Origin of the sequence: Roseomonas gilardii (assembly GCF_001941945.1) — a bacterium.
Lineage (GTDB): Bacteria > Pseudomonadota > Alphaproteobacteria > Acetobacterales > Acetobacteraceae > Roseomonas.
Map to the genome: position 1 here is coordinate 1,426,466 of NZ_CP015583.1, position 22,008 is coordinate 1,448,473.

General features: G+C 71.9%; 26 protein-coding genes. 15 read left to right on the plus strand and 11 right to left on the minus strand.

Annotated features, from left to right (window positions below):
* Positions 1 to 13: 13 nt before the first annotated feature.
* Both RGI145_RS06385 and RGI145_RS26010 read right to left on the minus strand, forming a co-directional pair.
* A complete protein-coding gene (locus tag RGI145_RS06385; RefSeq protein WP_075797705.1) occupies positions 14 to 397 on the minus strand; it encodes a hypothetical protein in 384 nt (127 codons plus the stop codon).
* Between the two features lie 231 nt (positions 398 to 628).
* Positions 629 to 757 carry a hypothetical protein gene (locus RGI145_RS26010; protein WP_257787114.1) on the minus strand — a complete coding sequence of 43 codons (129 nt, stop codon included), beginning with the start codon at positions 755 to 757 and terminating at the stop codon, positions 629 to 631.
* Between the two features lie 562 nt (positions 758 to 1,319).
* On the opposite strand from RGI145_RS26010, the gene RGI145_RS06390 reads away from it, so the two are divergent.
* The 5 genes from RGI145_RS06390 to ykgO all read left to right on the plus strand — a co-directional run bounded on the left by RGI145_RS06390 (position 1,320) and on the right by ykgO (position 5,127).
* On the plus strand, positions 1,320 to 2,531 hold the full coding sequence (locus RGI145_RS06390) for a Zn-dependent hydrolase (protein ID WP_075797706.1): 1,212 nt from the start codon (positions 1,320 to 1,322) through the stop codon (positions 2,529 to 2,531).
* A gap of 288 nt (positions 2,532 to 2,819) precedes the next feature.
* Positions 2,820 to 3,572: a septum site-determining protein MinC gene (gene minC, locus RGI145_RS06395; RefSeq protein WP_075797707.1), complete on the plus strand. Its 753-nt coding sequence runs from the start codon at positions 2,820 to 2,822 to the stop codon at positions 3,570 to 3,572.
* Positions 3,573 to 3,685: 113 nt separating this feature from the next.
* Positions 3,686 to 4,504: a septum site-determining protein MinD gene (minD, locus tag RGI145_RS06400; protein WP_027279811.1), complete on the plus strand. Its 819-nt coding sequence runs from the start codon at positions 3,686 to 3,688 to the stop codon at positions 4,502 to 4,504.
* Positions 4,501 to 4,911: a cell division topological specificity factor MinE gene (gene minE / locus RGI145_RS06405; RefSeq protein ID WP_075797708.1), complete on the plus strand. Its 411-nt coding sequence runs from the start codon at positions 4,501 to 4,503 to the stop codon at positions 4,909 to 4,911. The genes minD and minE overlap by 4 nt, the downstream gene beginning before the upstream one ends.
* A 90-nt stretch (positions 4,912 to 5,001) precedes the next feature.
* A complete protein-coding gene (gene ykgO / locus RGI145_RS06410; RefSeq protein WP_019459583.1) occupies positions 5,002 to 5,127 on the plus strand; it encodes a type B 50S ribosomal protein L36 in 126 nt (41 codons plus the stop codon).
* Positions 5,128 to 5,277: 150 nt separating this feature from the next.
* Here the strand turns inward: ykgO and RGI145_RS06415 are convergent, their stop codons facing one another.
* Positions 5,278 to 5,733 (minus strand): MarR family winged helix-turn-helix transcriptional regulator, encoded by a 456-nt coding sequence (locus tag RGI145_RS06415; protein ID WP_075797709.1) that lies wholly within the window; start codon positions 5,731 to 5,733, stop codon positions 5,278 to 5,280.
* Between the two features lie 140 nt (positions 5,734 to 5,873).
* Complete coding sequence (locus tag RGI145_RS24960) at positions 5,874 to 6,047, minus strand: hypothetical protein (protein WP_156878454.1); 174 nt, start codon at positions 6,045 to 6,047, stop codon at positions 5,874 to 5,876.
* Positions 6,048 to 6,185: 138 nt separating this feature from the next.
* Between RGI145_RS24960 and RGI145_RS06420 the strand changes: the two genes are divergently transcribed.
* From RGI145_RS06420 to ada, 3 genes are all read left to right on the plus strand, one after another.
* Positions 6,186 to 6,806 (plus strand): tetratricopeptide repeat protein, encoded by a 621-nt coding sequence (locus RGI145_RS06420; protein ID WP_075797710.1) that lies wholly within the window; start codon positions 6,186 to 6,188, stop codon positions 6,804 to 6,806.
* 132 nt (positions 6,807 to 6,938) lie between these two features.
* Entirely contained in the window at positions 6,939 to 7,520 is a 582-nt protein-coding gene (locus RGI145_RS06425) for an NUDIX domain-containing protein (RefSeq protein WP_075797711.1), read from the plus strand.
* Positions 7,521 to 7,588: 68 nt separating this feature from the next.
* On the plus strand, positions 7,589 to 8,728 hold the full coding sequence (gene ada, locus RGI145_RS06430) for a bifunctional DNA-binding transcriptional regulator/O6-methylguanine-DNA methyltransferase Ada (protein WP_075797712.1): 1,140 nt from the start codon (positions 7,589 to 7,591) through the stop codon (positions 8,726 to 8,728).
* Positions 8,729 to 8,756: 28 nt separating this feature from the next.
* Here ada and RGI145_RS06435 read toward each other — a convergent pair whose 3' ends face one another.
* Together RGI145_RS06435 and pyk are read right to left on the minus strand one after the other, a co-directional pair.
* Positions 8,757 to 9,215 carry a hypothetical protein gene (locus RGI145_RS06435; protein WP_075797713.1) on the minus strand — a complete coding sequence of 153 codons (459 nt, stop codon included), beginning with the start codon at positions 9,213 to 9,215 and terminating at the stop codon, positions 8,757 to 8,759.
* 7 nt (positions 9,216 to 9,222) lie between these two features.
* A complete protein-coding gene (pyk, locus tag RGI145_RS06440; RefSeq protein WP_075797714.1) occupies positions 9,223 to 10,680 on the minus strand; it encodes a pyruvate kinase in 1,458 nt (485 codons plus the stop codon).
* 187 nt (positions 10,681 to 10,867) lie between these two features.
* Here pyk and RGI145_RS06445 point away from each other — a divergent pair, with 187 nt between their 5' ends.
* Entirely contained in the window at positions 10,868 to 11,392 is a 525-nt protein-coding gene (locus RGI145_RS06445) for a GNAT family N-acetyltransferase (RefSeq protein WP_075799887.1), read from the plus strand.
* Between the two features lie 317 nt (positions 11,393 to 11,709).
* Positions 11,710 to 12,735 (plus strand): TerC family protein, encoded by a 1,026-nt coding sequence (locus RGI145_RS06450; protein WP_075797715.1) that lies wholly within the window; start codon positions 11,710 to 11,712, stop codon positions 12,733 to 12,735.
* Positions 12,736 to 12,808: 73 nt separating this feature from the next.
* Here RGI145_RS06450 and RGI145_RS06455 read toward each other — a convergent pair whose 3' ends face one another.
* The 3 genes from RGI145_RS06455 to RGI145_RS06465 form a co-directional block, all read right to left on the minus strand.
* Positions 12,809 to 14,086: a glycerate kinase type-2 family protein gene (locus tag RGI145_RS06455; protein WP_075799888.1), complete on the minus strand. Its 1,278-nt coding sequence runs from the start codon at positions 14,084 to 14,086 to the stop codon at positions 12,809 to 12,811.
* A 72-nt stretch (positions 14,087 to 14,158) separates the two neighbouring features.
* The gene (locus RGI145_RS06460; RefSeq protein WP_075797716.1) at positions 14,159 to 15,232 is read right to left on the minus strand and encodes a tartrate dehydrogenase; all 1,074 of its coding nucleotides are present in this window, start codon (positions 15,230 to 15,232) and stop codon (positions 14,159 to 14,161) included.
* 31 nt (positions 15,233 to 15,263) lie between these two features.
* A complete protein-coding gene (locus RGI145_RS06465) occupies positions 15,264 to 16,571 on the minus strand; it encodes an MFS transporter (protein WP_075797717.1) in 1,308 nt (435 codons plus the stop codon).
* Positions 16,572 to 16,752: 181 nt separating this feature from the next.
* On the opposite strand from RGI145_RS06465, the gene RGI145_RS06470 reads away from it, so the two are divergent.
* The 3 genes from RGI145_RS06470 to RGI145_RS06480 all read left to right on the plus strand — a co-directional run bounded on the left by RGI145_RS06470 (position 16,753) and on the right by RGI145_RS06480 (position 18,887).
* Positions 16,753 to 17,715, plus strand: coding sequence for a LysR substrate-binding domain-containing protein (locus RGI145_RS06470; RefSeq protein ID WP_075797718.1), 963 nt, complete (start codon positions 16,753 to 16,755; stop codon positions 17,713 to 17,715).
* Positions 17,716 to 17,795: 80 nt separating this feature from the next.
* On the plus strand, positions 17,796 to 18,143 hold the full coding sequence (locus tag RGI145_RS06475; protein ID WP_083670485.1) for a DUF1244 domain-containing protein: 348 nt from the start codon (positions 17,796 to 17,798) through the stop codon (positions 18,141 to 18,143).
* 24 nt (positions 18,144 to 18,167) lie between these two features.
* Complete coding sequence (locus RGI145_RS06480; RefSeq protein ID WP_075797719.1) at positions 18,168 to 18,887, plus strand: EI24 domain-containing protein; 720 nt, start codon at positions 18,168 to 18,170, stop codon at positions 18,885 to 18,887.
* Between the two features lie 28 nt (positions 18,888 to 18,915).
* Here RGI145_RS06480 and RGI145_RS06485 read toward each other — a convergent pair whose 3' ends face one another.
* Positions 18,916 to 19,944, minus strand: coding sequence for a Gfo/Idh/MocA family protein (locus tag RGI145_RS06485; RefSeq protein WP_075797720.1), 1,029 nt, complete (start codon positions 19,942 to 19,944; stop codon positions 18,916 to 18,918).
* A 225-nt stretch (positions 19,945 to 20,169) separates the two neighbouring features.
* On the opposite strand from RGI145_RS06485, the gene RGI145_RS06490 reads away from it, so the two are divergent.
* Positions 20,170 to 20,445 carry a DUF2312 domain-containing protein gene (locus RGI145_RS06490; RefSeq protein WP_019459568.1) on the plus strand — a complete coding sequence of 92 codons (276 nt, stop codon included), beginning with the start codon at positions 20,170 to 20,172 and terminating at the stop codon, positions 20,443 to 20,445.
* 10 nt (positions 20,446 to 20,455) lie between these two features.
* On the plus strand, positions 20,456 to 20,905 hold the full coding sequence (gene arfB / locus RGI145_RS06495) for an alternative ribosome rescue aminoacyl-tRNA hydrolase ArfB (protein WP_208863938.1): 450 nt from the start codon (positions 20,456 to 20,458) through the stop codon (positions 20,903 to 20,905).
* Positions 20,906 to 21,063: 158 nt separating this feature from the next.
* Here arfB and RGI145_RS06500 read toward each other — a convergent pair whose 3' ends face one another.
* Positions 21,064 to 21,933, minus strand: a complete 870-nt coding sequence (locus RGI145_RS06500) for a retroviral-like aspartic protease family protein (protein WP_075797721.1) — start codon at positions 21,931 to 21,933, stop codon at positions 21,064 to 21,066.
* Positions 21,934 to 22,008: the final 75 nt, after the last annotated feature.

Genomic DNA, 22,008 nt, shown 5'->3' on the forward strand with positions numbered 1-22,008 from the left:
GGAGGGGGGCGGATCAGGTTTCCTTGGCGATGATGCCGTTCAGGGTGCGGCAGGCGGCGACCACGGCGACCAGCAGCACGCCGTTGCGGATCAGCCCTTCCGGCGTGAGATAGTGGCCGCCGAGATAGAGGGAACGGGGCAGTTGCGTCACCACGTTCTGCAGCATCGGGTCGAGCTGCAGGTTGGCGGTGAGGTTCACCAGCACCCACCAGGCGATGCCCGCGAGCAGGAGCAGGGGCGCCAGGATCTCGGCCACCTGCTCGATGAAGGTCAGGGCGAAGGTCGCCACGCCGCAGACAAGGATGCGCAGGGTCCGGCCCAGGATGGCCTCCAGCCGGGCCATCAGCGGGCGGTCCGCACGGTCATCCAGAACGCTCCGGCGCGACACACCCGACATCGCCCTATCCCCTCGAAAATCCAGTATCGCCCCGCGCCCGGCCGGTCCGCCAGGACGGGCACTTTAGACCCGGGGGCAGGGGAAAGGCCACCGAGGAGCGATCACTCTCGCGATGGTTGCAGGATCGGCGCGGCCGGCATGGCCTCCGGGACACGCCCGGGCAGGGGGTGGGGAGCAGGGAACCCGTATACGTGCCGCCGGGCGGGCGCTTCCCGGCCGAGCCGGCCCTTTTCAGCGGCGAGGGCGGCTGTTCCGGACGCGCACCGGGACCGGGACCGGGGCAGGCTGGCCGGCCGCGTGCGCGGCGGCGGCAACGGCGGCGGCGATGGCAGCCAGGGCAAGGGAAATCGCGATCATCATCCTTCCTTTCCTGCCACGGCCGGGGGCCGAGCGACATGATGTTCGGGAACAAGGGCGGATGCGGCAAGCCTTTTGCCGCAGCCCTCCCTTTCCGCCGGGGACGGGGTGTTCCCCCCTGGTGTCCACCGCCCGGATCGCGGCGCCGCTCGCCTGCCGTCCGGATTGCGGAACGGAGGCGGGAGGCCGGGGTGCTCCCGCGCCATAACTCCATCATAGATTTTATGGGCGTGGCCGCCGGACAAGATGCCTGTGGGGAAGCTCACCAATGCGGCGGGCGCAACCCCCCGGAAACAGAACCCATGGAACCGAAGCGGGACTGGCGCCTCCTCCCGGACGCGGCGCCGGCCCGCCGTGACAGCGGCGCCCCTCTCGCCCGATCCGGCCGTGCCGGCCCGCATCCCCGCCATCCTGTCCTCCGACGGCATCCCTGTTTCCGCGCCTGCTCAACGCGCCGATCGCCCATCGGTTCGGCAATCGCCGTGCGGAACCGGCGGAACTGGCGAAATTTTTCGCCATGGCGCGGCTTGCTGCACCCGGTTCCGCTCGTTCAAGCTCCGCCGCCATGAGCCAAAGCAACATCCAGCCCGACACCGACCGCTTCCTGGCGGACCTGAACGACCTGCGGAAGATCGGTGCCTTCCGAACCGGCGTGCACCGCCCGACCTTCAGCGAGCAGGACATGGAATCCCGCCGCTGGCTGATGGCGCGGATGGAGGAGGTGGGGCTGGTCCCTGAGATCGACGGCATCGGCAACGTGCTGGGCCGGCATCCCGGGCCGGGGCCGAAGCTGCTGGCGGGATCGCATATCGAGAGCCAGAACGAGGCCGGCTGGCTGGACGGCGCGCTGGGCGTGGTCTCGGCGCTGAACCTCGCCCGCGCCGGCCTGCCGGTGGACGTGATCGCCTTCGCCGACGAGGAGGGGCACTACGGCTCCTTCATCGGCTCGCGCTCCTTCACCGGGCTGCTGGAGGAGGCGGAGATCGACCGCCTCGCCAACCGCTACCACGGCAAGCCGCTGCGGCAGGCGCTGCAGGAGGCGGGCCTCGCCGGCAAGCCCCGGCTGCGGCTGGAGGAAGGCCGCTACAAGGGCTTCCTGGAGATGCATATCGAGCAGGGCACCACGCTGGAGAGCGCCGGGCAGCAGATCGGCGTGGTCACCGGCATCGTGGCGATCTGGCAGTACCGCATCACCTTCGAGGGTATGCAGGACCATGCCGGCGGCACCACCATGGCGGAGCGCCGAGATGCCGGGCTGGCGGCGGTGCGCCTGCTCGCCTGGCTGGACGGGGAATTCCCCCGCCATTGCGGCGAGCGCACGGTCTGGACCTGCGGCCGCATCACGCTGGACCCGGGGGCGGCCTCGATCATCCCCGGCAAGGCGGAGGTGCTGTTCCAGTTCCGCGACATTTCCGTGGAGGTGCTGGAGCGGCTGGACGGGGTGCTGCGCCGGGGCGTGCAGGAAAGCAACCGGCGCGAGCGCTGCACCGCCACGCTGGAGGTGGTGAGCCAGTCGAAGCCCGCGCCCTGCGATCCGACCTGGCAGGAGGTCCTGTCCGGCGCGGCCGAGGCGCTGACCCCGGGCGGCTGGCAGCGCATGCCCTCCGGCGCCGGGCACGATGCCCAGTACATGGCGCCGCACGTGCCGACGGCGATGCTCTTCGTGCCCTCGATCGGCGGCATCAGCCACCACTGGAGTGAGGATACGAAGCCCGAGGACCTCGCCATGGGCCTGCGCGTCATGGCCGAGGGGGCACGGCGCTTCCTGGCGGAATGAGCGAGGGGCGGCGTGAGGTCGATTCCAGCCGCTGGACCGACGCGTCCGCCAGGGCGGCGGAGGAGCGCCGGCACATCCCGCCGTCCCAGCCAGCCATCTTCAGGCGAGAGGAACTCCTGGCGCCCTCCCGGCAGGAGCATCCGGGCCGTCCGCTCCGGAGCGGGGGAGAGGCATCCGGGGCACAGCCCCCATCCGGTCCTTTCGCTTGTGCCGAGAGGCGGCTTACGCCACCCCCCCTTGGACGTGTAGTCTTGTCCCGAGAGTTTCACCCCGGGAGACAGCGTCCGGATGTCCGCACAGGTTGCCAATCTCCGTCCCGGTGGGGCCGCAGACCTTTTCCGGCTGAGAGCCGCCAATTTCAGCCTGCTGGTGCTGCGCCTGCTGGATGCGCGGGTGGAGGCGGTGGTGCCCGCCATCGCCGACCAGTTCCGCCGTGCCCCGGGCTTCCTGCGCAACGCGCCGATCGCCATCGGGCTGGACGATCTGGAGGACGGGGCGCAGGTCGATTTCGAGACGTTGATCCGGGAGCTGCGCGCCGCGGCGATCCAGCCCATCGGCACCACCGGCGGCTCGCCCGCCCTGCGTTCGGCCGCCCTTTCCGCCGGGCTGCCGCCGCTGCGCAGCGTGGGGGAGGGGAAGGAGGAGATCCCGGCCTTCACCCAGGCCCCGCCGGCGCCCGAGCCGGTGGCCCCGCCCGAGGCGCCGCCCGCCCGGCGCACCATGATCGTGGACGGTTCCGTGCGCGCCGGGCAGCGGGTCTGGGCCCAGGGCTGCGATCTGGTGATCAACGGCACGGTCAATCCTGGCGGCGAGGTGATCGCGGACGGCAATGTCCATGTCTGGGGCGCGCTGAAGGGCCGGGCCGTGGCCGGCGGGGCGGAGGATACCGAGGCGCGGGTCTTCGCCTTGCAATTCGACCCCGAACTGGTGTCCATCGCGGGCTACTATGCGGTGCGCGACGGGTTGGGCGATGCGCCGATCGGCAAGGCGGTGCAGGCGCGGCTGATGGGCGAGAGCATGCGCTTCGACCGGCTGGGCTGAGGCGCGGCCCGGCCAGGGGCGTGATCCATGAGGGGCCGGCGGGCCGGGATGGGGCTGACTCGCCGGGGCCGGTGGTGCTGTAAGACGGGTTTCGACAAGGGGGACTGGGCGCGATGGCGCAGGTGATCGTGGTGACTTCGGGCAAGGGCGGCGTGGGCAAGACCACGTCCTCCGCCGCCATTGCGACCGGACTGGCACAGACGGGCAAGAAGGTGGCGGTGATCGACTTCGACGTCGGCCTGCGGAACCTGGACCTGATCATGGGTGTCGAGCGGCGCGTCGTCTTCGACCTGGTGAACGTCATCTCCGGCGAGGCGCGGCTGAACCAGGCGCTGATCCGCGACAAGCGGGTGGACACGCTGAGCATCCTCCCCGCCTCCCAGACGCGCGACAAGGAGGCGCTGACCAAGGAGGGCGTGGGCAAGGTCATCGACGATCTGGGCAAGGATTTCGACTACATCCTCTGCGACAGCCCGGCGGGCATCGAGAAGGGCGCGCTGCTGGCGCTCTACTTCGCCGACCAGGCGATCGTGGTGACGAACCCCGAGGTCTCCTCCGTCCGCGACAGCGACCGCATCCTGGGCGTGCTGCAGAGCAAGTCCCGCCGCGCCGAGGAGAACAAGGACCCGGTGCGGGAGCACCTGCTCGTCACCCGCTACGATCCGGCGCGGGTGGAGAAGGGGGAAATGCTGAAGCTCGACGACATCCAGGAGATCCTGCGGATCCCCCTGCTGGGCGTGATCCCCGAGAGCGAGAGCGTGCTCAAGGCCTCCAACACCGGCAACCCGGTGATCCTGGATGCCGAGAGCAGCGCCGGCCAGGCCTACAAGGACGCGGTGGCCCGTTTCCTCGGCGAGGAGCGGCCGATGCGCTTCCTGGGCGTGGAGAAGAAGGGCCTGCTGTCGCGCCTGTTCGGCGGGAGGGCCGCATGAGTTGGCTCGCCTTCTTCCGCAACCGCAAGCCGGAGCCCCAGACCGCGGCCGCCGCCAAGGACCGGCTGCAGATCATCCTGAGCCATGAGCGGATCAGCCGGAACGGCGAGGATTTCTTGCCCAAGCTGCAGCAGGAGATCGTGGAGCTGGTGGCCCGGCATGTCGCGATCAACCCGGAGAAGGTGAAGGTCGATCTGGAGCGGGGCTCCGATCTTTCGGCCCTGGCCATCACCGTGGAACTGCCGGGCCCCGAGGCCGTGGCGCCGAAAGCCGCCGCCAAGCCGTCCGGAGACACGGGCGCGAAGGCGGTGGGGAAGGCCGAGGGCGAGAAGGGGAAGCCGGACAGGGAGGCGGAGAAGACGGCCGCCAAGGTGCCGGAAAAGGCCCGCGAGAAGCACGTCGGCTGACCCCCGTTTCCCACCCGCCGGGGTGCCGCGAAGGTTGACCTTCGCGCCTCCGCGCCTTATAGGCCCCGGCCAAATTCGGAAGTGTTTGTGATGAAGATCCGCAACAGCCTCAAGAGCGCCAAGACCCGTGACAAGAACTGCGTGCTGGTTCGCCGCCGCGGCCGTCTGTACGTGCTCAACAAGAAGAACCCCCGGATGAAGGCCCGCCAGGGCTGAGATCCGGGGCGCGGGGAACCCCGGCACGGACCGGGGGCTTCCCCGGCCCTGGCCGGGACAGGGCCTGACCGGCCCCGCTCCCTCCAGACGAAAAAGCCCGCCATGGAACCCCATGGCGGGCTTTTTCGTGCCGGAATCGCCCGCCGAGCCTCAGCCCGGACGGATCGTCGCGATGCGGTGGTCGAGTTGTTCCAGCACCTTGGTGCAGAGCTGCAACTCGTCTTCGGGCAGACCGGCCAGCAACTCCTGCTCCATCTCCTGGATCCGTGGGCGGACCTGGGCCACGATGGCCTGCCCGGCCGGGGTCAGGCGCAGGCAGCGGGCGCGGCGGTCGTTCTTGTCGGCGTTGCGTTCCACGAAGCCGTCCCGCTCCAGCGCATCCAGCAGCCGGACGAGGCTGGGGCGCTCGATCCCCAGCGAGGAGGCCAGGTCCTTCTGGTGCACGCCGTCGCCGAGCTTGGCGAGATGCACGAGGGGCCGCCAGACCGCGTCCGTCAGCCCCTCCTGTTGCAGCCTGGTGTCGATCAGGGCCCGCCAGCGCCGCGCCAACAGCAGGAGGCGGTAGCTGAAATCCCGGTTGGTGGCTGGGGCGTTCGCCGGATCCATGGTGCGACGGGCTTAGCACGGGAAATCGTTCCGGTCAGGCGCACCATTTCCCATTCCCTGCGCGGCGAGGCCGGAATCCGGCCCGGAGGTCGCCCGGGGCGGGGTCCTGTCCGGGAAGAGGCGGCCCGAAGGCCGCTTCCTCAGGGCTTGGTGATGCTGTTGACCGTGCGGTCCATCGAGCGGCCCACCGACTCGGCCGGGCCGCTCGGCGGGTCCAGCGTGTCGCGGATCTTCTGGCCGGTGGTCCGCTCGGCGCAGGCGGCGAGGCTCATCGCGGCCAGAAGGATCAGGGTGGCGGGCTTCACGATCGACAAGGGCGTTCTCCTTTGGGGCTTCGCCGGGGCTTAACCGGCCGAATCCGGGCTGGGTTGCAGATGGGCGTGATGGGCTCGCGCGGGTGGCGGGAATGTCACAACGCTTGCGTCGGGCCGCCGGGGCGCCATCCTCAACCCATGCGCATCGTCCTCGCCCTGCTCCTGCCGACACTCCTGCTCCACCCCGCCATTTCCCAGGCCCACACCCAGGCTGGGGCCGGGGATCGGGACCAGCTCCTGCCCGTCCAGGCCAGCCGGCGCCCCGATGCCGCCGCCTCGCAGGCCGAGGCGCAGCGCCTGCTGGACGCGCTGGCCCGTGCCCCGGATGCCGGGGCGGCGGCCGTCATCGAGGCGCAGGTCCGGCGCCTCTGGGCGGCCAGGGCCAGCCCGGCGGCGGCGCTGCTGGTGCAGCGCGCGGCGCGCAACATGGAGGCCCGGGCCTATGCGGAGGCGGTGGAGGACCTGGACGCCGCCATCACCCTTCAGGCGGACGACCCGCGGAGCTGGATCCTGCGCGGCCAGGCCCAGGCGGCGCTGGGGGACCGGCGCGCGGGGGCGCTGGACCTGCGGGAGGCGCTGCGCCTGGAGCCGAGGCAGTTCGACGCGCTGCTGGCCCTGTCCACACTGCAACAGGACAGCGGCGACCTGGTGGGTGCCTTGCACAGCCTGGAGGCAGCGATGAAGATCAACCCGCGCATGGCGGGCGGCGAGGCCCGGCTGCGCGACCTGCGCCGGCGGGCACTGGGCGACAGCACCTGAGGCGCCCGCCGCGGACCCCGGCAAGAAGGGCAGGCGAGGAAGGCGACCGGAGGGCCGGCCCGAGGGGCACGGCACGCGGGGGCGGGAAGGGGCGTCCGGGAAAGCGGCGAGGCGAGCAAGGGGAGTGACCTCATGGACGACCGCGTGCGCATGCGCGAGGTCCGCGTGCTGTCCGACGACACCTACGTCCTTCGGCGGAACACCTTCGATTTCCGCCGGCGCGACGGGCGCTGGCAGACCCTGGTGCGGGAAACCTATGACCGCGGCGACGGGGCGGCGATCCTGCTCTGGGAGCCGGAGAGGCGCACGGTGCTGCTGGTGCGGCAGTTCCGCTTCCCCGCCTATGCGGCGGGCCACAAGGACGATCTGGTCGAGGTCCCCGCCGGGATGCTGGACGCGCGGAGCCCCGAGGAGGCGATCCGGCGCGAGGCGGAAGAGGAGGCGGGCGTCCGCGTCACCGCGCCGCGCCGGCTCTTCGAGGCCTTCATGAGCCCGGGCGCCGTGACCGAGCGGATCACCTTCTTCATGGCCGAATACAGCGCCGCCGACCGCATCGGCGCCGGCGGCGGGCTGGAGGAGGAGGGCGAGGATATCAGCCTGCTGGAAGTCCCGCTGGAGGAGGCCATGGCCATGATCCGGCATGGCGAGATCGTGGACGCCAAGACGATCATGCTGCTGCAATACGTCCGGCTGCATGAGCTGGGCGCAGCCTGAAGGGGGCATGCGCGTACCGGCGCAACGCCCGGATGGCGGGCCGGGGCCCCGCCATGGGACAGGAAGACATGAGCGACACCCTTCTCCCCCTTTCCGACACGGCGGACCGTCTCTGGGATTCGCTGCTCCGACGCGAGGCGCGCCAGGACGCGGTCTATGCGGTGGCAACCCAGGGGGTGTGGTGCCGCTTCGGCTGCCCTTCCCGCCTGCCGCTGCGCCGCAACACGCGCTTCTTCGCCGATGGCGCGGAGGCGGAGGCGGCGGGGTTCCGCCCCTGCCGGCGCTGCGACCCGCGCGGGGAGCGGAGCCGGCTGCATGCCGAGGCGGTGCGCGCCGCCTGCGCGATGATCGAGGGCTCGGAGGGCATCCCCTCCCTGGCCGCGCTGGCGGAACGGGCGGGCTATGCCCGGCACCACTTCCTGCGCCTGTTCCGCGAGGTGACGGGGGTGACGCCGCGCTCCTATGCCGAGGGCGTGCGGGCCCGGCGCCTGCAACGCGCACTGGGCGAGGGCGCGCGCGTCGTGGATGCGGTGGCGGAGGCCGGCTTCGGCAGCGAGAGCCGCGTCTATGAAGCACCGGGCGCCGTGCTGGGCATGACGCCGGGCGCGGCGCGCCGGGGCGGGGCGGGGGAGGAGATCCGGACTGCCTTCACCGACAGCGCGCTGGGGCTGCTGCTGATCGGGGCGACGGAGAAGGGGGTCTGCTTCCTCGGCTTCGGGGAGGACCAGGATGGGCTGGAGGGCGACCTGCGGCACCGCTTCCCCCATGCCGCGATCCGCCCGGCGCCAGAGGAACTGACGGAGACCCTGCGCGACGTGGTGGGCTTCATCGCGGAGCCTAAGGCGGCCCTGGCGCTGCCGCTGGACCTGCGCGGCACCGCCTTCCAGCGGCGGGTCTGGGAGGCGCTGCAGGGCATCCCGCTGGGCGAGACGCGGAGCTATGGCGCGCTGGCCCGGGCGATGGGGGAGCCGAAGGCCGTGCGGGCCGTGGCGCGGGCCTGTGCCTGCAACCCGGTTTCGCTGGCGGTGCCCTGCCACCGCGTGCTGGGCCAGGATGGCGACCTCACCGGCTATCGCTGGGGCGTGGAGCGCAAGCGGGCGCTGCTGGCCGGCGAGGCGGCGGGGTGTGTCGCGGCCATGTCCCACCCGGCGGAGGAGGGGATGGCCGGAGCGGAGGGGCACGGCGCCGCCCCGGCCCTGGCGGGCTGAACGGCGCCGGGCCCGCTTTCCCGGGGGGCTACTTCTTCCCCTGGGCGGGGGCGGCCGGTCTGGCGGGCTGGGCCGGCGGCGCGGCCTGGGCGCCCGGCGGGGGATTGCCGCGGAAGCTCAGCGTTTCCGTGCCCACCTGGTCGGTGCCGACCAGCGTCCACTGGCCGACCAGCGTGCCGTTGGGCATGATCTTGTACAGCGCGAGGCCGGGCTGGCCGCCGGCCGTGAAGCCCACCGCGAAATTGTCCTTGGTGGACATGGCATAGCCCTCGTAGCGGCCGATGCTGGTCTCCCAGAGTACCTGCCAGGAAACCTCCCCGACGCGGTGCAGGGCGAGGGTGCCGTCATAGGACGAGCCATCGGGGCCATTGCCGATGACGTTGTAGAAGCCGTCCTTCTGCGCATGCGCCGCCGTGGGGACGAGCAGGGAGAGGCCCAGCGGCAGGAGGGCGGTGACGAGCCCCGTCAGGAGCCGGCGGCGAAACATCCGGGAATCAGCCTTTCTTGTCTTGTGCCTTGTCGCCGACGGTGGCGACGCGGAGGGCATTGGTGGTGCCGGCCTGCCCGAAGGGCACGCCCGCGGTGACCACGATCTCGTCGCCACGGTTGGCGAAGCCCTCGGTGGAGGCGGCGCGCGTGGCGCGGCCGACCATCTCGGTCATCGAGTGCGGCGTGGCGGAGGTGAGCGCATGGGCGCCCCAGACCACGGCGAGGCGGCGGGCGGTGTTCTCCTCCGGCGTCAGCGCCAGGATCGGCGAGGACGGGCGCTCGCGGGCCACGCGCAGGGTGGTGGAGCCGGTGGAGGTGAAGGTGGCGATCGCCTGGGCACCGATCGTGGCGGCCACCTGCCGGGCGGCGGTGGCGATGGCGCCGGCGGTGGTGGCCAGTGGATCGGGCCGGGCGGCATCCGTCAGGCGGCGCCACCCCTCGTCGCCCTCCACGCGGGACAGGATGCGGTCCATCATGTTGACCGCCTCGAAGGGGTACTGGCCCGCCGCGCTCTCGGCCGAGAGCATCACCGCGTCGGCGCCGTCGAAGACCGCGGTGGCGACGTCCGAGGCCTCGGCCCGGGTGGGGGCGGGGGCGGAGATCATGCTTTCCAGCATCTGGGTCGCCACCACCACCGGCAGGCCACGGCTGCGCGCGGCGCGCACGATGCGCTTCTGGATCAGCGGCACGTCCTCGGCGGGGCACTCCACGCCCAGGTCGCCGCGCGCCACCATGACGCAGTCGGTCAGCGACAGGATCGCGTCGAGGTTCTCGACGGCCTGCGGCTTCTCCATCTTCACCATGATCCAGGCGCGGCCATCGGCGATGGCCTTGGCCTCGGCCACGTCCTCGGGGCGCTGCACGAAGCTCAGGCCGATATACTCGATGCCCAGCGGCAGCACGAAGTCGAGGTCGGCGCGGTCCTTTTCCGTCAGTGCCGGGATCGGCAGCACCACGTCGGGCACGTTCACGCCCTTGCGGTCGGACAGCGGGCCGCCCACCACCACCTCGGTCTCCAGGTGGTCCTCGCGCTTGCGGGCCACGCGCAGGCGCAGCTTGCCGTCGTCGAGCAGCAGCGTGGTGCCGATGCCGGCGGCCGCGATGATCTCGGGATGGGGGAGCTGCACGCGGCGCGAATCGCCCGGCACCGGCGAGAGGTCGAGCCGGAAGCTCTGCCCTGTCTGCAACTGCACCCGGCCGCCGCCGAACTTGCCCACCCGCAGCTTCGGTCCCTGCACGTCGGCCAGGATGCCGATCGGGCGGCCGACCTTCTTTTCCAGCGCCCGGATCGTGGCGATGTTGGCGGCGTGGCCCTCATGCGAGCCATGGCTGAAGTTCAGGCGGAACACGTCCGCGCCCGCGCGGAACAGGCGCTCGATCATCTCCGGCGTCGAGCTCGCGGGGCCCAGCGTGGCCACGACCTTGGTGCGGCGCCGGCGGCGCAACGGAATCCTCTGCGGCATGAAGCCTCCTGAAAGGGTCCGGCCGGAAGGGACAGGAGCGGCGAAAAGGCCGCCGGCTTCCGGCAAGGCCTCTTCCCACAGGCGTCCCTGGGTGCCAAGCCGGGGGTGGATGTGGAGCGGGTTGCGCCCGGCGCGGGGCAGTGGCGCCTTCCGGATGGCGCCGGGCGGGCGGAAGGCGGGACGGGACATGGCGGAACAGGCAGGCGGGGAGGCCCGCTGGCGGGCCATGGAGGCGGCGGACCTCGCGGCGGTCGAGCGGGTCGCGGCGCATGTGCATCCGGACTATCCGGAGGATGAGGCGGTCTTCGCCGAGCGCCTGTCGCTCTGTCCCGAGGGCTGCCTCGTGCTGGCGCGCCCCTTGGGCGACCTGGGAGGCTACGTGGTCGCGCATCCCTGGCGACTCGGGCAGCCTCCGGCGCTGAACAGCCTGCTCGGTGCGCTGCCGGCGGCGGCCGATACGCTCTACGTCCATGACATCGCGCTGCTGCCCGCCTGCCGTGGCGGCGGGGCCGCCGGGCGGGTGCTGAGGCGCCTGGAGGAGCTGGCGCGGCGGCGAGGGCTGCCGAGCCTGTCGCTCGTGGCAGTCGGCGGGTCGCCCGGTTTCTGGCTCCGCCAGGGCTTCCGGGAGCAGGCGGACGAGGCGCTCCGCGGGAAGCTGCAGAGCTATGACGACGCGGCGCGCTACATGGTGAAGGGCCTCGCCACGGGCTGACACGGGCCCGCGAAGGCGCCGGCTGCCGCCGGCTGGCTTCTCCGCGCGATGCGGCGGATTCAGGCCGCGCAACGGTCCGGTCCCGGCCCGGGTGAATTTTTCCCCTTGCAGGAAGATGGATGATTGTCCATGTTCCTGGCCGATCCGGGCCCCTCTGGCGTCCCGGCGGATCGGCCGGCCTGTCTCGTGGACAGCGTCCCGTGCCTTCCGCCACCGCGATGTCGGATCACCTTTCGCGCAACCGGGCCCGGCGCGCATCCAGAATATCCGCATGCGGATTCTGCCGTCCGGCCCTTTGAGAGGAGGAGCCACCCGGCATGGAGGCCTCGCCGCTTTTCTGGATCCTGTTCAACGCGGGCGTTCTCGGCCTGCTGCTGCTCGACCTCGGCGTCTTCGCGAAGAAGGATGCCAGCGGCGCGCCCGCGCCCGTTCCCGTGCGCACCGCGCTGATCAAGTCCGCCGCCTATATCGCCCTCGCCCTGCTGTTCTTCGGCTGGATGCGGATGAGCTATGGCCTCACGCCCGAGGAACGGGCGACCAACAGCCTGGAGTTCCTCACCGGCTACCTGATCGAGTGGTCGCTTTCGGTCGACAACATCTTCGTCTTCGTCCTGCTCTTCGCCCGGTTCGGCGTGCCTGCGGCCTATCAGCACCGCGTGCTGTTCTGGGGCATCATCGGCGCGCTGGTGATGCGCGGCGTGATGATCCTGGTCGGCACCGCGCTGCTGCGCGAGTTCGACTGGCTGATGGTGGTCTTCGGCCTGTTCCTGGTCTGGTCGGGCTGGAAGATGCTGCGTTCGGCCGATACGGAGCACGATCCCGCCGACAGCAGCATCCTGCGCTGGATGCGCGCGCGCCTGCCGGTGACGGAAGGCTTCCGCGGCAATGCCTTCACGGTGCGGGAGGCCGGCCGGTGGATGGTCACGCCGCTGCTGCTGGTGCTGGTGCTGATCGAGCTGACGGACCTGTTCTTCGCGCTGGACAGCATTCCGGCCATCTTCGCCGTCTCCACCGACCCGTTCATCGTCTACACGGCGAATGTCTTCGCCATCCTGGGCCTGCGGGCGATGTACTTCGCACTGGCGGGGGTCATCCACCGCTTCCACTACCTGAAGCACGGGCTCTCGGTCGTGCTGATGATCGTGGGCGCGAAGATGCTGGCCAACTGGTATGCGGGCGGCAAGGCGGTGCCGGTGGAATACGCGCTGATCCTGACCGGCACGATCATCGCCGGCTCCATCGCCCTGTCGCTGTGGAAGACCCGCAACGACAAGCCGCAGGACGTGGCGCACCAGGGCGCCGCGCCGGAGAAGGTCGAGGCGCTGACCGGCAAGACCGGCTGATCCCGGAACGGGCTGGCCGCATGGCCAGCCCGCCTTTCCCGGCGCCGGGGGGGCATCCGGAGCGGCATCCCCCTCAGGCGATGAGGAGGATGCGCAGGTCATTGACGTTGGTCAGCGTGGGCCCGGTCACCACCAGGTCGCCGAGGCTGGCGAAGAAGCCGGTGGCGTCGTGCAGCGACTGGGCCTCCCGCGCATCGAGGCCGATCGCGCGGGCGCGGGCCAGCGTGTCGGGGGTGGCGAGCGCCCCGGCGGCTTCCTCCACCCCGTCGATGCCGTCCGTGTCGCCCATCAGCGCCCAGGTGCCGGGGCGGCCTGCGGCGGCGAGCGCGAAGCCCAGCAGCGCCTCGGTGTTGCGGCCGCCGCGCCCGGGCTTGGCGTGGCGGATCGTCACCGTGGTCTCGCCGCCGGACAGGATGACGCAGGGCTTCGGCGCCGGGATGCCGTGGTCGGCGACCGAGCGGGCGATGCCGGCCAGCACCGTGCCCAGCTCGCGCGCCTCGCCCTCCAGCGCATCGCCCAGGATGATCGGCTGCAGGCCTTCGGCGGCGGCGGCCCCGGCCACGGCCTGGAGTGCCATCATCGGCGCGGCGATCAGGCGGAACTCGCTGCGCGCCAGGCGCGGGTCGCCCGGCCGGGGCAGCGGATCGGCCGCCGCGGCGAGGTGGCGGGCCACGGCGGCGGGCGGGGCGATGCCGAAGCGCTTGAGGATCGCATAGGCATCGGCGAAGCCCGATGCCTCGGGCACGGTGGGGCCGGAGGCGATGGTGCCGGGATCGTCGCCCGGCACGTCGGAGATGGCCAGCGTCACCACGCGGGCCGGATGGCAGGCCGCCGCCAGCCGCCCGCCCTTGATGGCGGAAAGGTGCTTCCGCACGATGTTCATGTCGCCGATCGTGGCCCCGGAGGCGAGCAGGGCGCGGTTGACCGCCTGCTTGTCGGCCAGCGTCAGGCCGGGGGCGGGCAGGGAGAGCAGGGCCGAGCCGCCGCCCGAGGCCAGGAAGATCACCAGATCCTCCGCCGCGAGGCCCTCCGTCAGCGCCAGCATCCGCCGCGCCGCCGCCTCGCCCGCCGCGTCGGGGACGGGGTGGCTGGCCTCGACGATCTCCACATGCCGCGTCGGCACGGCATGGCCGTAGCGGGTGACGACGAGGCCCGACATCGGCACGTCGGGCCAGGCTTCCTCCAGCGCCTGGGCCATCAGCGCCGAGGCCTTGCCCGCGCCCAGCACGAGCACGCGGCCCGAGCGCGGCTTCTCCGGCAGGTGCCGCGCCAGCACCGCGCGCGGGTCCGCCGCGCGCAGCCCGGCCTCGAAGAGCTTCCGGAGGGTCCGCCGCGCCCAGGCGTCGCTCATCTCGGCCGGTGCCGTGGGCGACCGGCCCTGCGAGGCTTCGGATTCACTCATGCGGGCATCCCCTCCGGCGCGTCAGACGTTGGCGCTGTGGATAGCGTCGCAGACCGCCTCCGTCACTTCCTTCGTGGTCGCCTTGCCGCCGAGATCGGGCGTGAGGAGGCCGCTGGCGGTCACCCGCTCCACCGCCCGCATCAGCCGTGCCGCGGCCTCCTTCTCGCCCAGGTGCTCCAGCATCTGCGCGCCGGTCCAGAAGGTCGCGATGGGATTGGCGATGCCCTTGCCGGCGATGTCGAAGGCCGAGCCGTGGATCGGCTCGAACATCGAGGGGAAGCGGCGCTCCGGATCGACATTGCCGGTGGGTGCCACGCCCAGCGAGCCGGCCAGCGCGGCGGCGAGGTCGCTCAGGATGTCGGCGTGCAGGTTGGTGGCGACGATCGTGTCCAGGCTGCCGGGCTTGAGCACCATGCGCATGGTCATGGCGTCCACCAGCATCTTGTCCCAGGTCACGTCGGGGAATTCGCGCGACACCTCGGCGGCGATCTCGTCCCACATCACCATGCCGAAGCGCTGGGCGTTGGACTTGGTGACGACGGTGAGCAGCTTGCGCGGCCGCGACTGCGCCAGGCGGAAGGCATAGCGCATGATGCGGGTGACGCCGACCCGGGTGAAGATCGCGACCTCGGTGCCGACCTCCTCCGGCAGCCCCTTGTGCGCGCGGCCGCCATGGCCGGAATACTCGCCCTCGGAGTTCTCGCGCACGATCACCCAGTCCAGGTCGCCCGGGCCGCAGTCGCGCAGCGGCGGGGTGATGCCGGGCAGGATCTTGGTCGGGCGCACATTGGCGTACTGGTCGAAGCCCTGGCAGATCGGCAGGCGCAGGCCCCAGAGGGTGATGTGGTCCGGCACGTCCGGCGCGCCCACGGCGCCGAAATAGATGGCGTCGAACTTCTTCAGGCGCTCCAGCCCGTCCGGCGCCATCATGACGCCGTGCTTCTTGTAGTAGTCGGAGCCCCAGGGGAACTCCTCGACATTCAGGCGGAACTCGCCGGTGCGGCGGCTCAGAACGTCGAGCGCCTGCAGGCCGGCGGCGATCACCTCGGGGCCGATGCCGTCGGCGGGGATGGCGGCGATGGAATATTCACGCATGGGATGACGCTCCTGGAATCGGGAAGGGAATTCAGTGCGAGGCGGCGGAGGCCTGCGTGGCCTCGGTCCGCCGGTGCCGGCTGAGCAGCAGGGTCAGCGCCGCCGAGACCACCAGCGCGGCGGCGACGACATAGAGCCCGCCGGCGAAGCTGCCGGTGGCGCCGCGGACCCAGCCGATCACGCTGGGGCCGACGAAGCCGCCGAGATTGCCGATGGAATTGATGGTGGCGATGCCCGCCGCGGCGGCGGAGCCCGACAGGAACATGGTCGGCATGGCCCAGAGCGGCGGCTTGGCGGCGCTGATGCCCAGGTTGACCAGGCAGAGTGCCAGCATCACGCCCACCAGCCCTTCCGTGCCCCCGGCCAGGACGAGGCCGAGCGCGGCCAGCAGGCAGGCGAGCACCACGTGCCAGCTCCGCTCCCCCGTGCGGTCGGAATGGCGGGCCCAGAGCACCATGCCGATCACCGCCACGATGTTGGGGATGGCGTTGAGCAGGCCGATGCCCAGTGTGCCGAGGCCGAAGCGGCCGATGATGCTCGGTGCCCAGATGCCCAGCGTGTAGAGCCCGGCGGAGGTGCCGAAATAGATCAGCGCCAGGGCCAGCACGCGCGGGTCGGTCATCGCCTTCAGCGGGTTGTGGCTGGTCTTCGCCGCGCCGACCTTGGCGCGGCGTTCGGCCTCCATCTCGGCCGTGAGCCAGTCGCGCTCCTCCGGCGCCAGCCAGCCCGCCTTCTCCGGCCGGTCGGTCATGTAGGCGAGCACGACGAAGCCCAGCAGCACGGCGGGAACGGCCTCCACCACGAAGAGCCACTGCCAGCCCGCGAAGCCCCAGAGCCCGTGCATCTCCATGATCGCGCCGGAGATCGGCGAGCCGATGGCGCTGGAAAGCGGCGCCGCGGCCATGAACATCGCCGTCACCCCGGCACGGTGGCGGGCGGGGAACCACAGGGAGATGTAGAGGATGATGCCGGGAAAGAACCCGGCCTCCGCGATGCCGAGCAGGAAGCGCAGCGCGTAGAAGCTGTTCGGCCCGGTCACGAAGGCCATGGCGCCGGAGATCAGGCCCCAGGTGATCATGATGCGCGCGATCCAGCGCCGCGCGCCGACCCGCTCCAGGATCAGGTTCGAGGGCACCTCGAAGAGGAAATAGCCGAAGAAGAAGATGCCGGCGCCCAGGCCGAACTGCGCCGGGCTGAGGCCGATGTCCTTGTTCATCGTCAACGCCGCGAAGCCCACGTTCACGCGGTCGAGGAAGGCCACGAAGTAGAGCAGCATGATGAAGGGCACGATGCGCCACATCACCTTGCGCATCACCTGCGATTCCATCGCTGTCGGCATCTCCGCCTCTCCCTTGGCTGTCCGATCGGGCGGCCTTGGCGCCGTGCTGGCGGGGGCTGCCTCTGATAACTGAGTCGGAGGAGCTAGCGCGGCGCCGGGCGGGAACCTGCACGCGAAAGATTATGCAAAGAAATGCTATAATCAGGTCTGGGCGGATGTCCGGGCAGGAAGGGGAAGGGTCTTGGAACTGCGGCAGTTGCGCTGTTTCGCGGCGGTGGCGGAGGAGCTGCATTTCGGCCGGGCGGCGGAGCGGCTGCACATGCTGCCCTCGGCGCTGGGGCGGCAGGTGCGGCTGCTGGAGGAGGAGCTGGGCGCGCCGCTGCTGCTCCGGACCACGCGGCACGTGGCGCTGACCCCGGCGGGCAACCTGCTGCTGCGGGAGGCGCGGGAGATCCTGGCGCGGGCGGAGCAGGCGGCGCGGGCGGTGCGGGAGATGGCGCGGGCGGTCTCCCCGGTGCTGCGGATCGGCGCCATCGACAGCGCGGCGGCCGGGCTGCTGCCGGAACTGCTCTATGCCTTCCACGCCCGGCATCCGGAGATCCCGACCGAGCTGATGGAGGGCAAGTCCTCCCGCCTCCTGCCGCTGCTGGTGCGCGGGCGGCTTGATCTGGGTCTGGTGCGGCCGCCGGTGGAGGAGCCGGGCATCGTCTTCGAGCACCTGCTGACCGAGCGCCCGGTGGCGGCGCTGCCGAGCACGCATCCGCTGGCGGCGCGGCGGCGCCTGCGGCCGCGGGACCTGGAGGCGCTGCCGCTGATCCTGCCGCCCCGGCGCAGCAGCCCGCACAGCGCCGGGATCGTCAAGCGCCTCTTCGACAGGCTGGGGCTGGAGCCGCATGTGGTGCAGGAGGCGGATGAGAAGCAGACCATGGTGAACCTGGTCGCCGCGCGGATCGGGGTGGCGCTGCTGCCGGAATGGATGGCGCGTATCCGCGTGCCGGGGGTGGTGTACCGGCCGCTCGATCTCGGCGAGGCCGGCAGCCTGCCGGAATGGGCGCTGGGCGTGGCCTGGGCGGAGGCGCAGCGCAGCCCGGGGCGGGATGCCTTCCTGGCGTTGTTGCGAGAGCGCTTCCTGCCGGCCCCCGCGAGGAATCCGGCGGACGATGTCGCATCCGATGCCACAGCGACACGGCCTGTCCCGTCCTGAGAGCGGAGCTTCCGGGGGAGACTGGCGAAGCGGGGGCGGCGATGCCACTTGTGCCGCCGGACGAATTCCGGAGGACCCGCATGCCCGCACCGCAGCCCGAGGCCATCATCGACACCGGCGCCGCCGCCGGCCTGACGCCCGAGCAGCGCGAGGCGCTGGAGGCCGCCGCCTTCCGCAAGCTGGTGGCGCATCTGCGCGCGCGGACGGATGTGCAGAACATCGACCTGATGAACCTCGCCGGCTTCTGCCGGAACTGCATGTCGCGCTGGTATCGGGAGGCCGCCGCCGACCGGGGCATCGCCATGGAGGACCCGGCGGCGCGCGAGGCGGTCTACGGCATGCCCTACAAGGAGTGGCAGGCGAAGCACCAGCGCGAGGCGAGCGCGGAGCAGAAGGCCGCCTTCGCCGCCGCCAATCCGGGGCACTGAGGCGGAGGAAGCGGGGCAACGCCGATGACCGCCGTCCTGGCCAGTCTCTTCCTGCCCTTCCGCCAGCTCGGCGACCCGGATTTCCGCGGTCCGCTGCTGAAGGGCCTCCTGGGTGCGATGGTCAGCTTCGCGCTGCTGGTCTGGCTGGCGGACTGGGGCATCGCCGCCATGGCCGGACACTTCGCGGGGGAGGGCTGGATCGCCACCCTCGCCGGGCTGCTCGGCGTGCTGCTGGTGCTGTTCTGCTCCGTCTGGCTCTTCGTGCCGGTGGTGCTGGCCATCGCCGGCCTCTTCACCGACCAGGTGGCGGCGGCGGTGGAGCACCGCTTCTACCCCTGGCTGCCGCCGCCCGCCGGCGGGGCCTCGCTGGCGGCGCAGGCGCGCTTCAACCTTCGCCTGACCTTGCAGGTGCTGGTGCTGAACCTGATCCTGCTGCCGCTGTCCTTCGCCCTGCCGGTGGTGGGCACCGTGCTGCTCTGGGTGGTGGCGGCGGTGGCGCTGGGCAACGGGCTGTTCGAGGGCGTGGCACAGCGGCGCATGACCGTGCCGGAGGCGCGGCTGCTGCGCCGCCGCCGCCGGGCCGAGGTCTTCCTGCTGGGCGCCGTGCTCGCGGCCCTGGCCGTGGTGCCGGTGGCGAACCTGCTGGTGCCGATCCTCGGCACCGCCGCCATGACGCATCTGCTGCACCGGGGGCAGGGCGCGCTGGTGCCGCGCCCGCAGGTGGCGGAGCTGCGGGCGGGCTGAGGCGCCCGCCCCGGGGAGCTGGGGGCGATCAGCCCGGCAGGGGCGCCTCGCCGCTGCGCAGGATCGCCTCGACCGTGGCCTGCACCTCATAGGCCTCTTCCAGCGTGGCCAGGTGATGCGGCTCGCCGCGCGTCATGCGGGCCACGCCGTCGAGCTGGCGCTGCAGGGTCAGGGGGCGGGCCTTCTCGTGCGGCATGGCCGAGGGATCGCCCTCCCATGCGCCGTCCGCCCCCAGGCGCTCCGCCAGGGCCCAGTTCCGCAGCCGGATGGCGCCCTGGCTGCCGGTGACGGTGAAGCCGTTCGCTTCGTCCGCCCCGACCCGCCCGACCGAGCCGGACAGGGCCAGCGGCAGGCCGCCCGCGGTCAGGCGGGCCTCGATCTCCCGCTCGCTGCGGCCTGCCTCGGGGAAGAGGGCGCGGGCCTGGGACAGGGCGAGCGGGCCGAAGAGGCGCCGGGCCAGGAAGAGGAAATGCGACACCACCTCGCGCGTGAAGCCGCCCTGGGCGGGGCCGTCCAGCCAGCCGGCCGCCGCGTGCTGCCAGCCGCGTGGCCAGCGGGCGAACTCCGCCGCGATGGCGAGATGCCGCGGCTGCCCCACCGCCCCGGCATCGAGCCATTCCCGCAGCCGCTCCACCGTGGGCGAGGAGGCGAAGGGGAAGTTGATGGCGCAGCGCGCGCCCTTCGCCTCCCGCAGGAAGCGCCCGGCATCGGCGACATCCACCGCCAGGGGCTTCTCGCAGAACAGCGCCCGGCCTGCCTTCAGCGTCGCCCGGGCATGGGCGAGATGCGTCGCCGGGGGCGAGGCGACATAGACGCAGTCCGAGGCCTCGATCACCGCCGCGGCGGAGGCGAGGAACTGCGTCTCCGGCAGTTCCGCGCGCAGCCGCGCCACGGCCTCCGGCGCCGGGTCCCAGAGGCCCGCGATCCGCACGCTGTCCTGGCCGGCGGCGGCCCGCAGCAGGCGCTCCCCCATGATCCCGCCGCCGATGATGCCCAGCCGCACGGGGCCGGCCGTGGTGGAGGTGTTCGTGTCGGGAGTGGTCCTGGCTTCGCTCATCCTGGCCTCGTCTCCATCGTCCGGTTCATCGTGCGGGCGGAACCTACAGCGATGGAATCCCGTGCCAATGGCCCCCGCGCGGATTCCGCGCGGCCACGGCCAGGATCGGGGCCATGCGGCGGGCGGTGCCCTGCCCAGCGGGGCGGGGCGAGGGGACGGGGCCGTCCCGCGTGTTGGCGGGGACGGGGCGGGCCGCTATACCCGGCGCCTTTCGGGGGAGAACATATGTCGGACGTGACCGATCAGGACCAGGAGCAGGACACCGATGTCGGCGGCATCGCCGCGGACCGTCTGCGCTCCATCATCGAGCGGGTGGAGCGGCTGGAGGAGGAGCGCAAGGCGCTGGCCGACGACATCAAGGACATCTTCGGCGAGGCGAAGTCCGCGGGCTTCGACGTCAAGGTGATCCGGCAGATCATCCGCCAGCGCAAGCAGGAGCCCGCCGAGGTGGAGGAGCAGGAGACCCTGCTCGACCTCTACCGCCGCGCGCTCGGCATGTGAGGGGCCGCGCGTGGCGCCGGAACAGGCAGGGAGCGGGAGGCTGATCCCGGTCAACGCCCGGCTGGCGCTGCGCGAGGACGAGATCACGGAGAGCTTCGTCCGCGCCTCCGGGCCGGGCGGGCAGAACGTGAACAAGGTCTCCACCGCCGTCCGCCTCAGCTTCGACCTGCGCAACTCGCCCTCGCTGCCCCCGGCGGTGAAGGCGCGGGCCGCCCGGCTCGCCGGGCACAGGCTGACCTCGGAAGGGGTGGTGGTGATCGCCGCCCAGCGCTTCCGCTCGCTGGAGCGGAACCGCGAGGACGCGCTGGAACGCCTGCTGGATCTGCTGCGCGAGGCGGCGGTGCCCCCGGTGCCGCGCATCGCGACCCGCGTGCCGAAGGGAGAGAAGCGGCGCCGGGTGGAGGGCAAGGTCCGGCGCGGCGAGGTCAAGCGGCTGCGGGGAAAGCCGGCGGGGGATTGAGGCTGGCGGCCATGGCGGTGGCGCATGTTCCGGAAGGGTCAGTTCCCGGCACGGATCGTTCTGCATTGGGCCGGAAATTCCGCGAAGGCTTCCCCGAAGGCTCCGGGGCCGGGTTCCCGAGGCCCGCTGCCCTATTCCCGGTCGCGCGCCGCTTCGTTTCAGGGTGGAACGGGCCTGGCTTGGCCCTGCATCAGCGGGCCGGGCTCCAGGGGCTGGCGTACGAAGACCTGGCCGGTGGCATAGGACAGCCAGACAGAACGGCGACTGAGGAAATCCGCGCCGATCACCATCTCGGCGGCCATGGGCAGGCCTTCCACGATCCGGAAGCGGGGCCGCTCGATCAGTTCGCCCCCGATGCGAAGTTCCGGGAAACGATAGTACCAGGTCGCTGACGTCGCCGGGCCGACACCGCGGGTGATGCCCGGCTTCATCCCTGGCGGCGGCGATCCGATCCCGAGAAAATCGGCGCCGCGCCGCGATATCTGGCTGCTGGTCGCGCCCGTGTCGATCAGGGCCGGCATGCTGCGCCCCATGAGGGTCACGAAGATGCCGAGGCGGTATTCCGGGCTCTGCCAGGAAGGCAGCGCACCCCACCCATCGGAAGCGGGGGGCGTGGCAGGCTGACAGGCGCCATCGCCATGCACGACGACACGCTGCCCTGGTAGATCGAGCTCGATCGCGGCCCGGCTGAGCACGTCCACGCCCAGGAAGCCGTCGAAATTCTTCTGGAGTTCCCGTGAAACGTCGTCCGGTCCGAGGATGGCGACCGGCAGGCCGGGGACGGAGAGGGTTCCGAACTGCATCCGGCCGACCGTGACGCGTCCGGTCCGGACCGTGCCACCGATGCCGCGTACGTTCTGGACGGGTTCCGTGGGAACCGGCAGGCCGAGCCGCGCCGCGGTGCCGGCAGTCAGGATGGTGCCGCCCGCGCCGGTGTCCAGCATGAGCTCGGCCGGCTTGCCGTCGATCAGCACCGGAACGGCGGGAAGGCCCATGCGCGTGGTGACGGGCACGGCGGCCGGCACCATGATCCCGCATTCCGGCCGGCTGGCACAGGCCGCGGAGAGGAAGGCGAGCAGGATCGCGGTGTTCCGCCATCGCCC

Excerpts from the sequence above, each read along its gene's own strand:
- RGI145_RS06385 (WP_075797705.1), bottom strand. The coding sequence starts at position 397 with ATGTCGGGTGTGTCGCGCCGGAGCGTTCTGGATGACCGTGCGGACCGC.
- RGI145_RS26010 (WP_257787114.1), bottom strand. The coding sequence starts at position 757 with ATGATGATCGCGATTTCCCTTGCCCTGGCTGCCATCGCCGCCGCCGTT.
- RGI145_RS06390 (WP_075797706.1), top strand. The coding sequence starts at position 1,320 with ATGAGCCAAAGCAACATCCAGCCCGACACCGACCGCTTCCTGGCGGAC.
- minC (WP_075797707.1), top strand. The coding sequence starts at position 2,820 with ATGTCCGCACAGGTTGCCAATCTCCGTCCCGGTGGGGCCGCAGACCTT.
- minD (WP_027279811.1), top strand. The coding sequence starts at position 3,686 with ATGGCGCAGGTGATCGTGGTGACTTCGGGCAAGGGCGGCGTGGGCAAG.
- minE (WP_075797708.1), top strand. The coding sequence starts at position 4,501 with ATGAGTTGGCTCGCCTTCTTCCGCAACCGCAAGCCGGAGCCCCAGACC.
- ykgO (WP_019459583.1), top strand. The coding sequence starts at position 5,002 with ATGAAGATCCGCAACAGCCTCAAGAGCGCCAAGACCCGTGACAAGAAC.
- RGI145_RS06415 (WP_075797709.1), bottom strand. The coding sequence starts at position 5,733 with ATGGATCCGGCGAACGCCCCAGCCACCAACCGGGATTTCAGCTACCGC.
- RGI145_RS06420 (WP_075797710.1), top strand. The coding sequence starts at position 6,186 with ATGCGCATCGTCCTCGCCCTGCTCCTGCCGACACTCCTGCTCCACCCC.
- RGI145_RS06425 (WP_075797711.1), top strand. The coding sequence starts at position 6,939 with ATGGACGACCGCGTGCGCATGCGCGAGGTCCGCGTGCTGTCCGACGAC.
- ada (WP_075797712.1), top strand. The coding sequence starts at position 7,589 with ATGAGCGACACCCTTCTCCCCCTTTCCGACACGGCGGACCGTCTCTGG.
- RGI145_RS06435 (WP_075797713.1), bottom strand. The coding sequence starts at position 9,215 with ATGTTTCGCCGCCGGCTCCTGACGGGGCTCGTCACCGCCCTCCTGCCG.
- pyk (WP_075797714.1), bottom strand. The coding sequence starts at position 10,680 with ATGCCGCAGAGGATTCCGTTGCGCCGCCGGCGCCGCACCAAGGTCGTG.
- RGI145_RS06445 (WP_075799887.1), top strand. The coding sequence starts at position 10,868 with ATGGCGGAACAGGCAGGCGGGGAGGCCCGCTGGCGGGCCATGGAGGCG.
- RGI145_RS06450 (WP_075797715.1), top strand. The coding sequence starts at position 11,710 with ATGGAGGCCTCGCCGCTTTTCTGGATCCTGTTCAACGCGGGCGTTCTC.
- RGI145_RS06455 (WP_075799888.1), bottom strand. The coding sequence starts at position 14,086 with ATGAGCGACGCCTGGGCGCGGCGGACCCTCCGGAAGCTCTTCGAGGCC.
- RGI145_RS06460 (WP_075797716.1), bottom strand. The coding sequence starts at position 15,232 with ATGCGTGAATATTCCATCGCCGCCATCCCCGCCGACGGCATCGGCCCC.
- RGI145_RS06465 (WP_075797717.1), bottom strand. The coding sequence starts at position 16,571 with ATGCCGACAGCGATGGAATCGCAGGTGATGCGCAAGGTGATGTGGCGC.
- RGI145_RS06475 (WP_083670485.1), top strand. The coding sequence starts at position 17,796 with ATGCCCGCACCGCAGCCCGAGGCCATCATCGACACCGGCGCCGCCGCC.
- RGI145_RS06480 (WP_075797719.1), top strand. The coding sequence starts at position 18,168 with ATGACCGCCGTCCTGGCCAGTCTCTTCCTGCCCTTCCGCCAGCTCGGC.
- RGI145_RS06485 (WP_075797720.1), bottom strand. The coding sequence starts at position 19,944 with ATGAGCGAAGCCAGGACCACTCCCGACACGAACACCTCCACCACGGCC.
- RGI145_RS06490 (WP_019459568.1), top strand. The coding sequence starts at position 20,170 with ATGTCGGACGTGACCGATCAGGACCAGGAGCAGGACACCGATGTCGGC.
- RGI145_RS06500 (WP_075797721.1), bottom strand. The coding sequence starts at position 21,933 with ATGGTGCCGGCCGCCGTGCCCGTCACCACGCGCATGGGCCTTCCCGCC.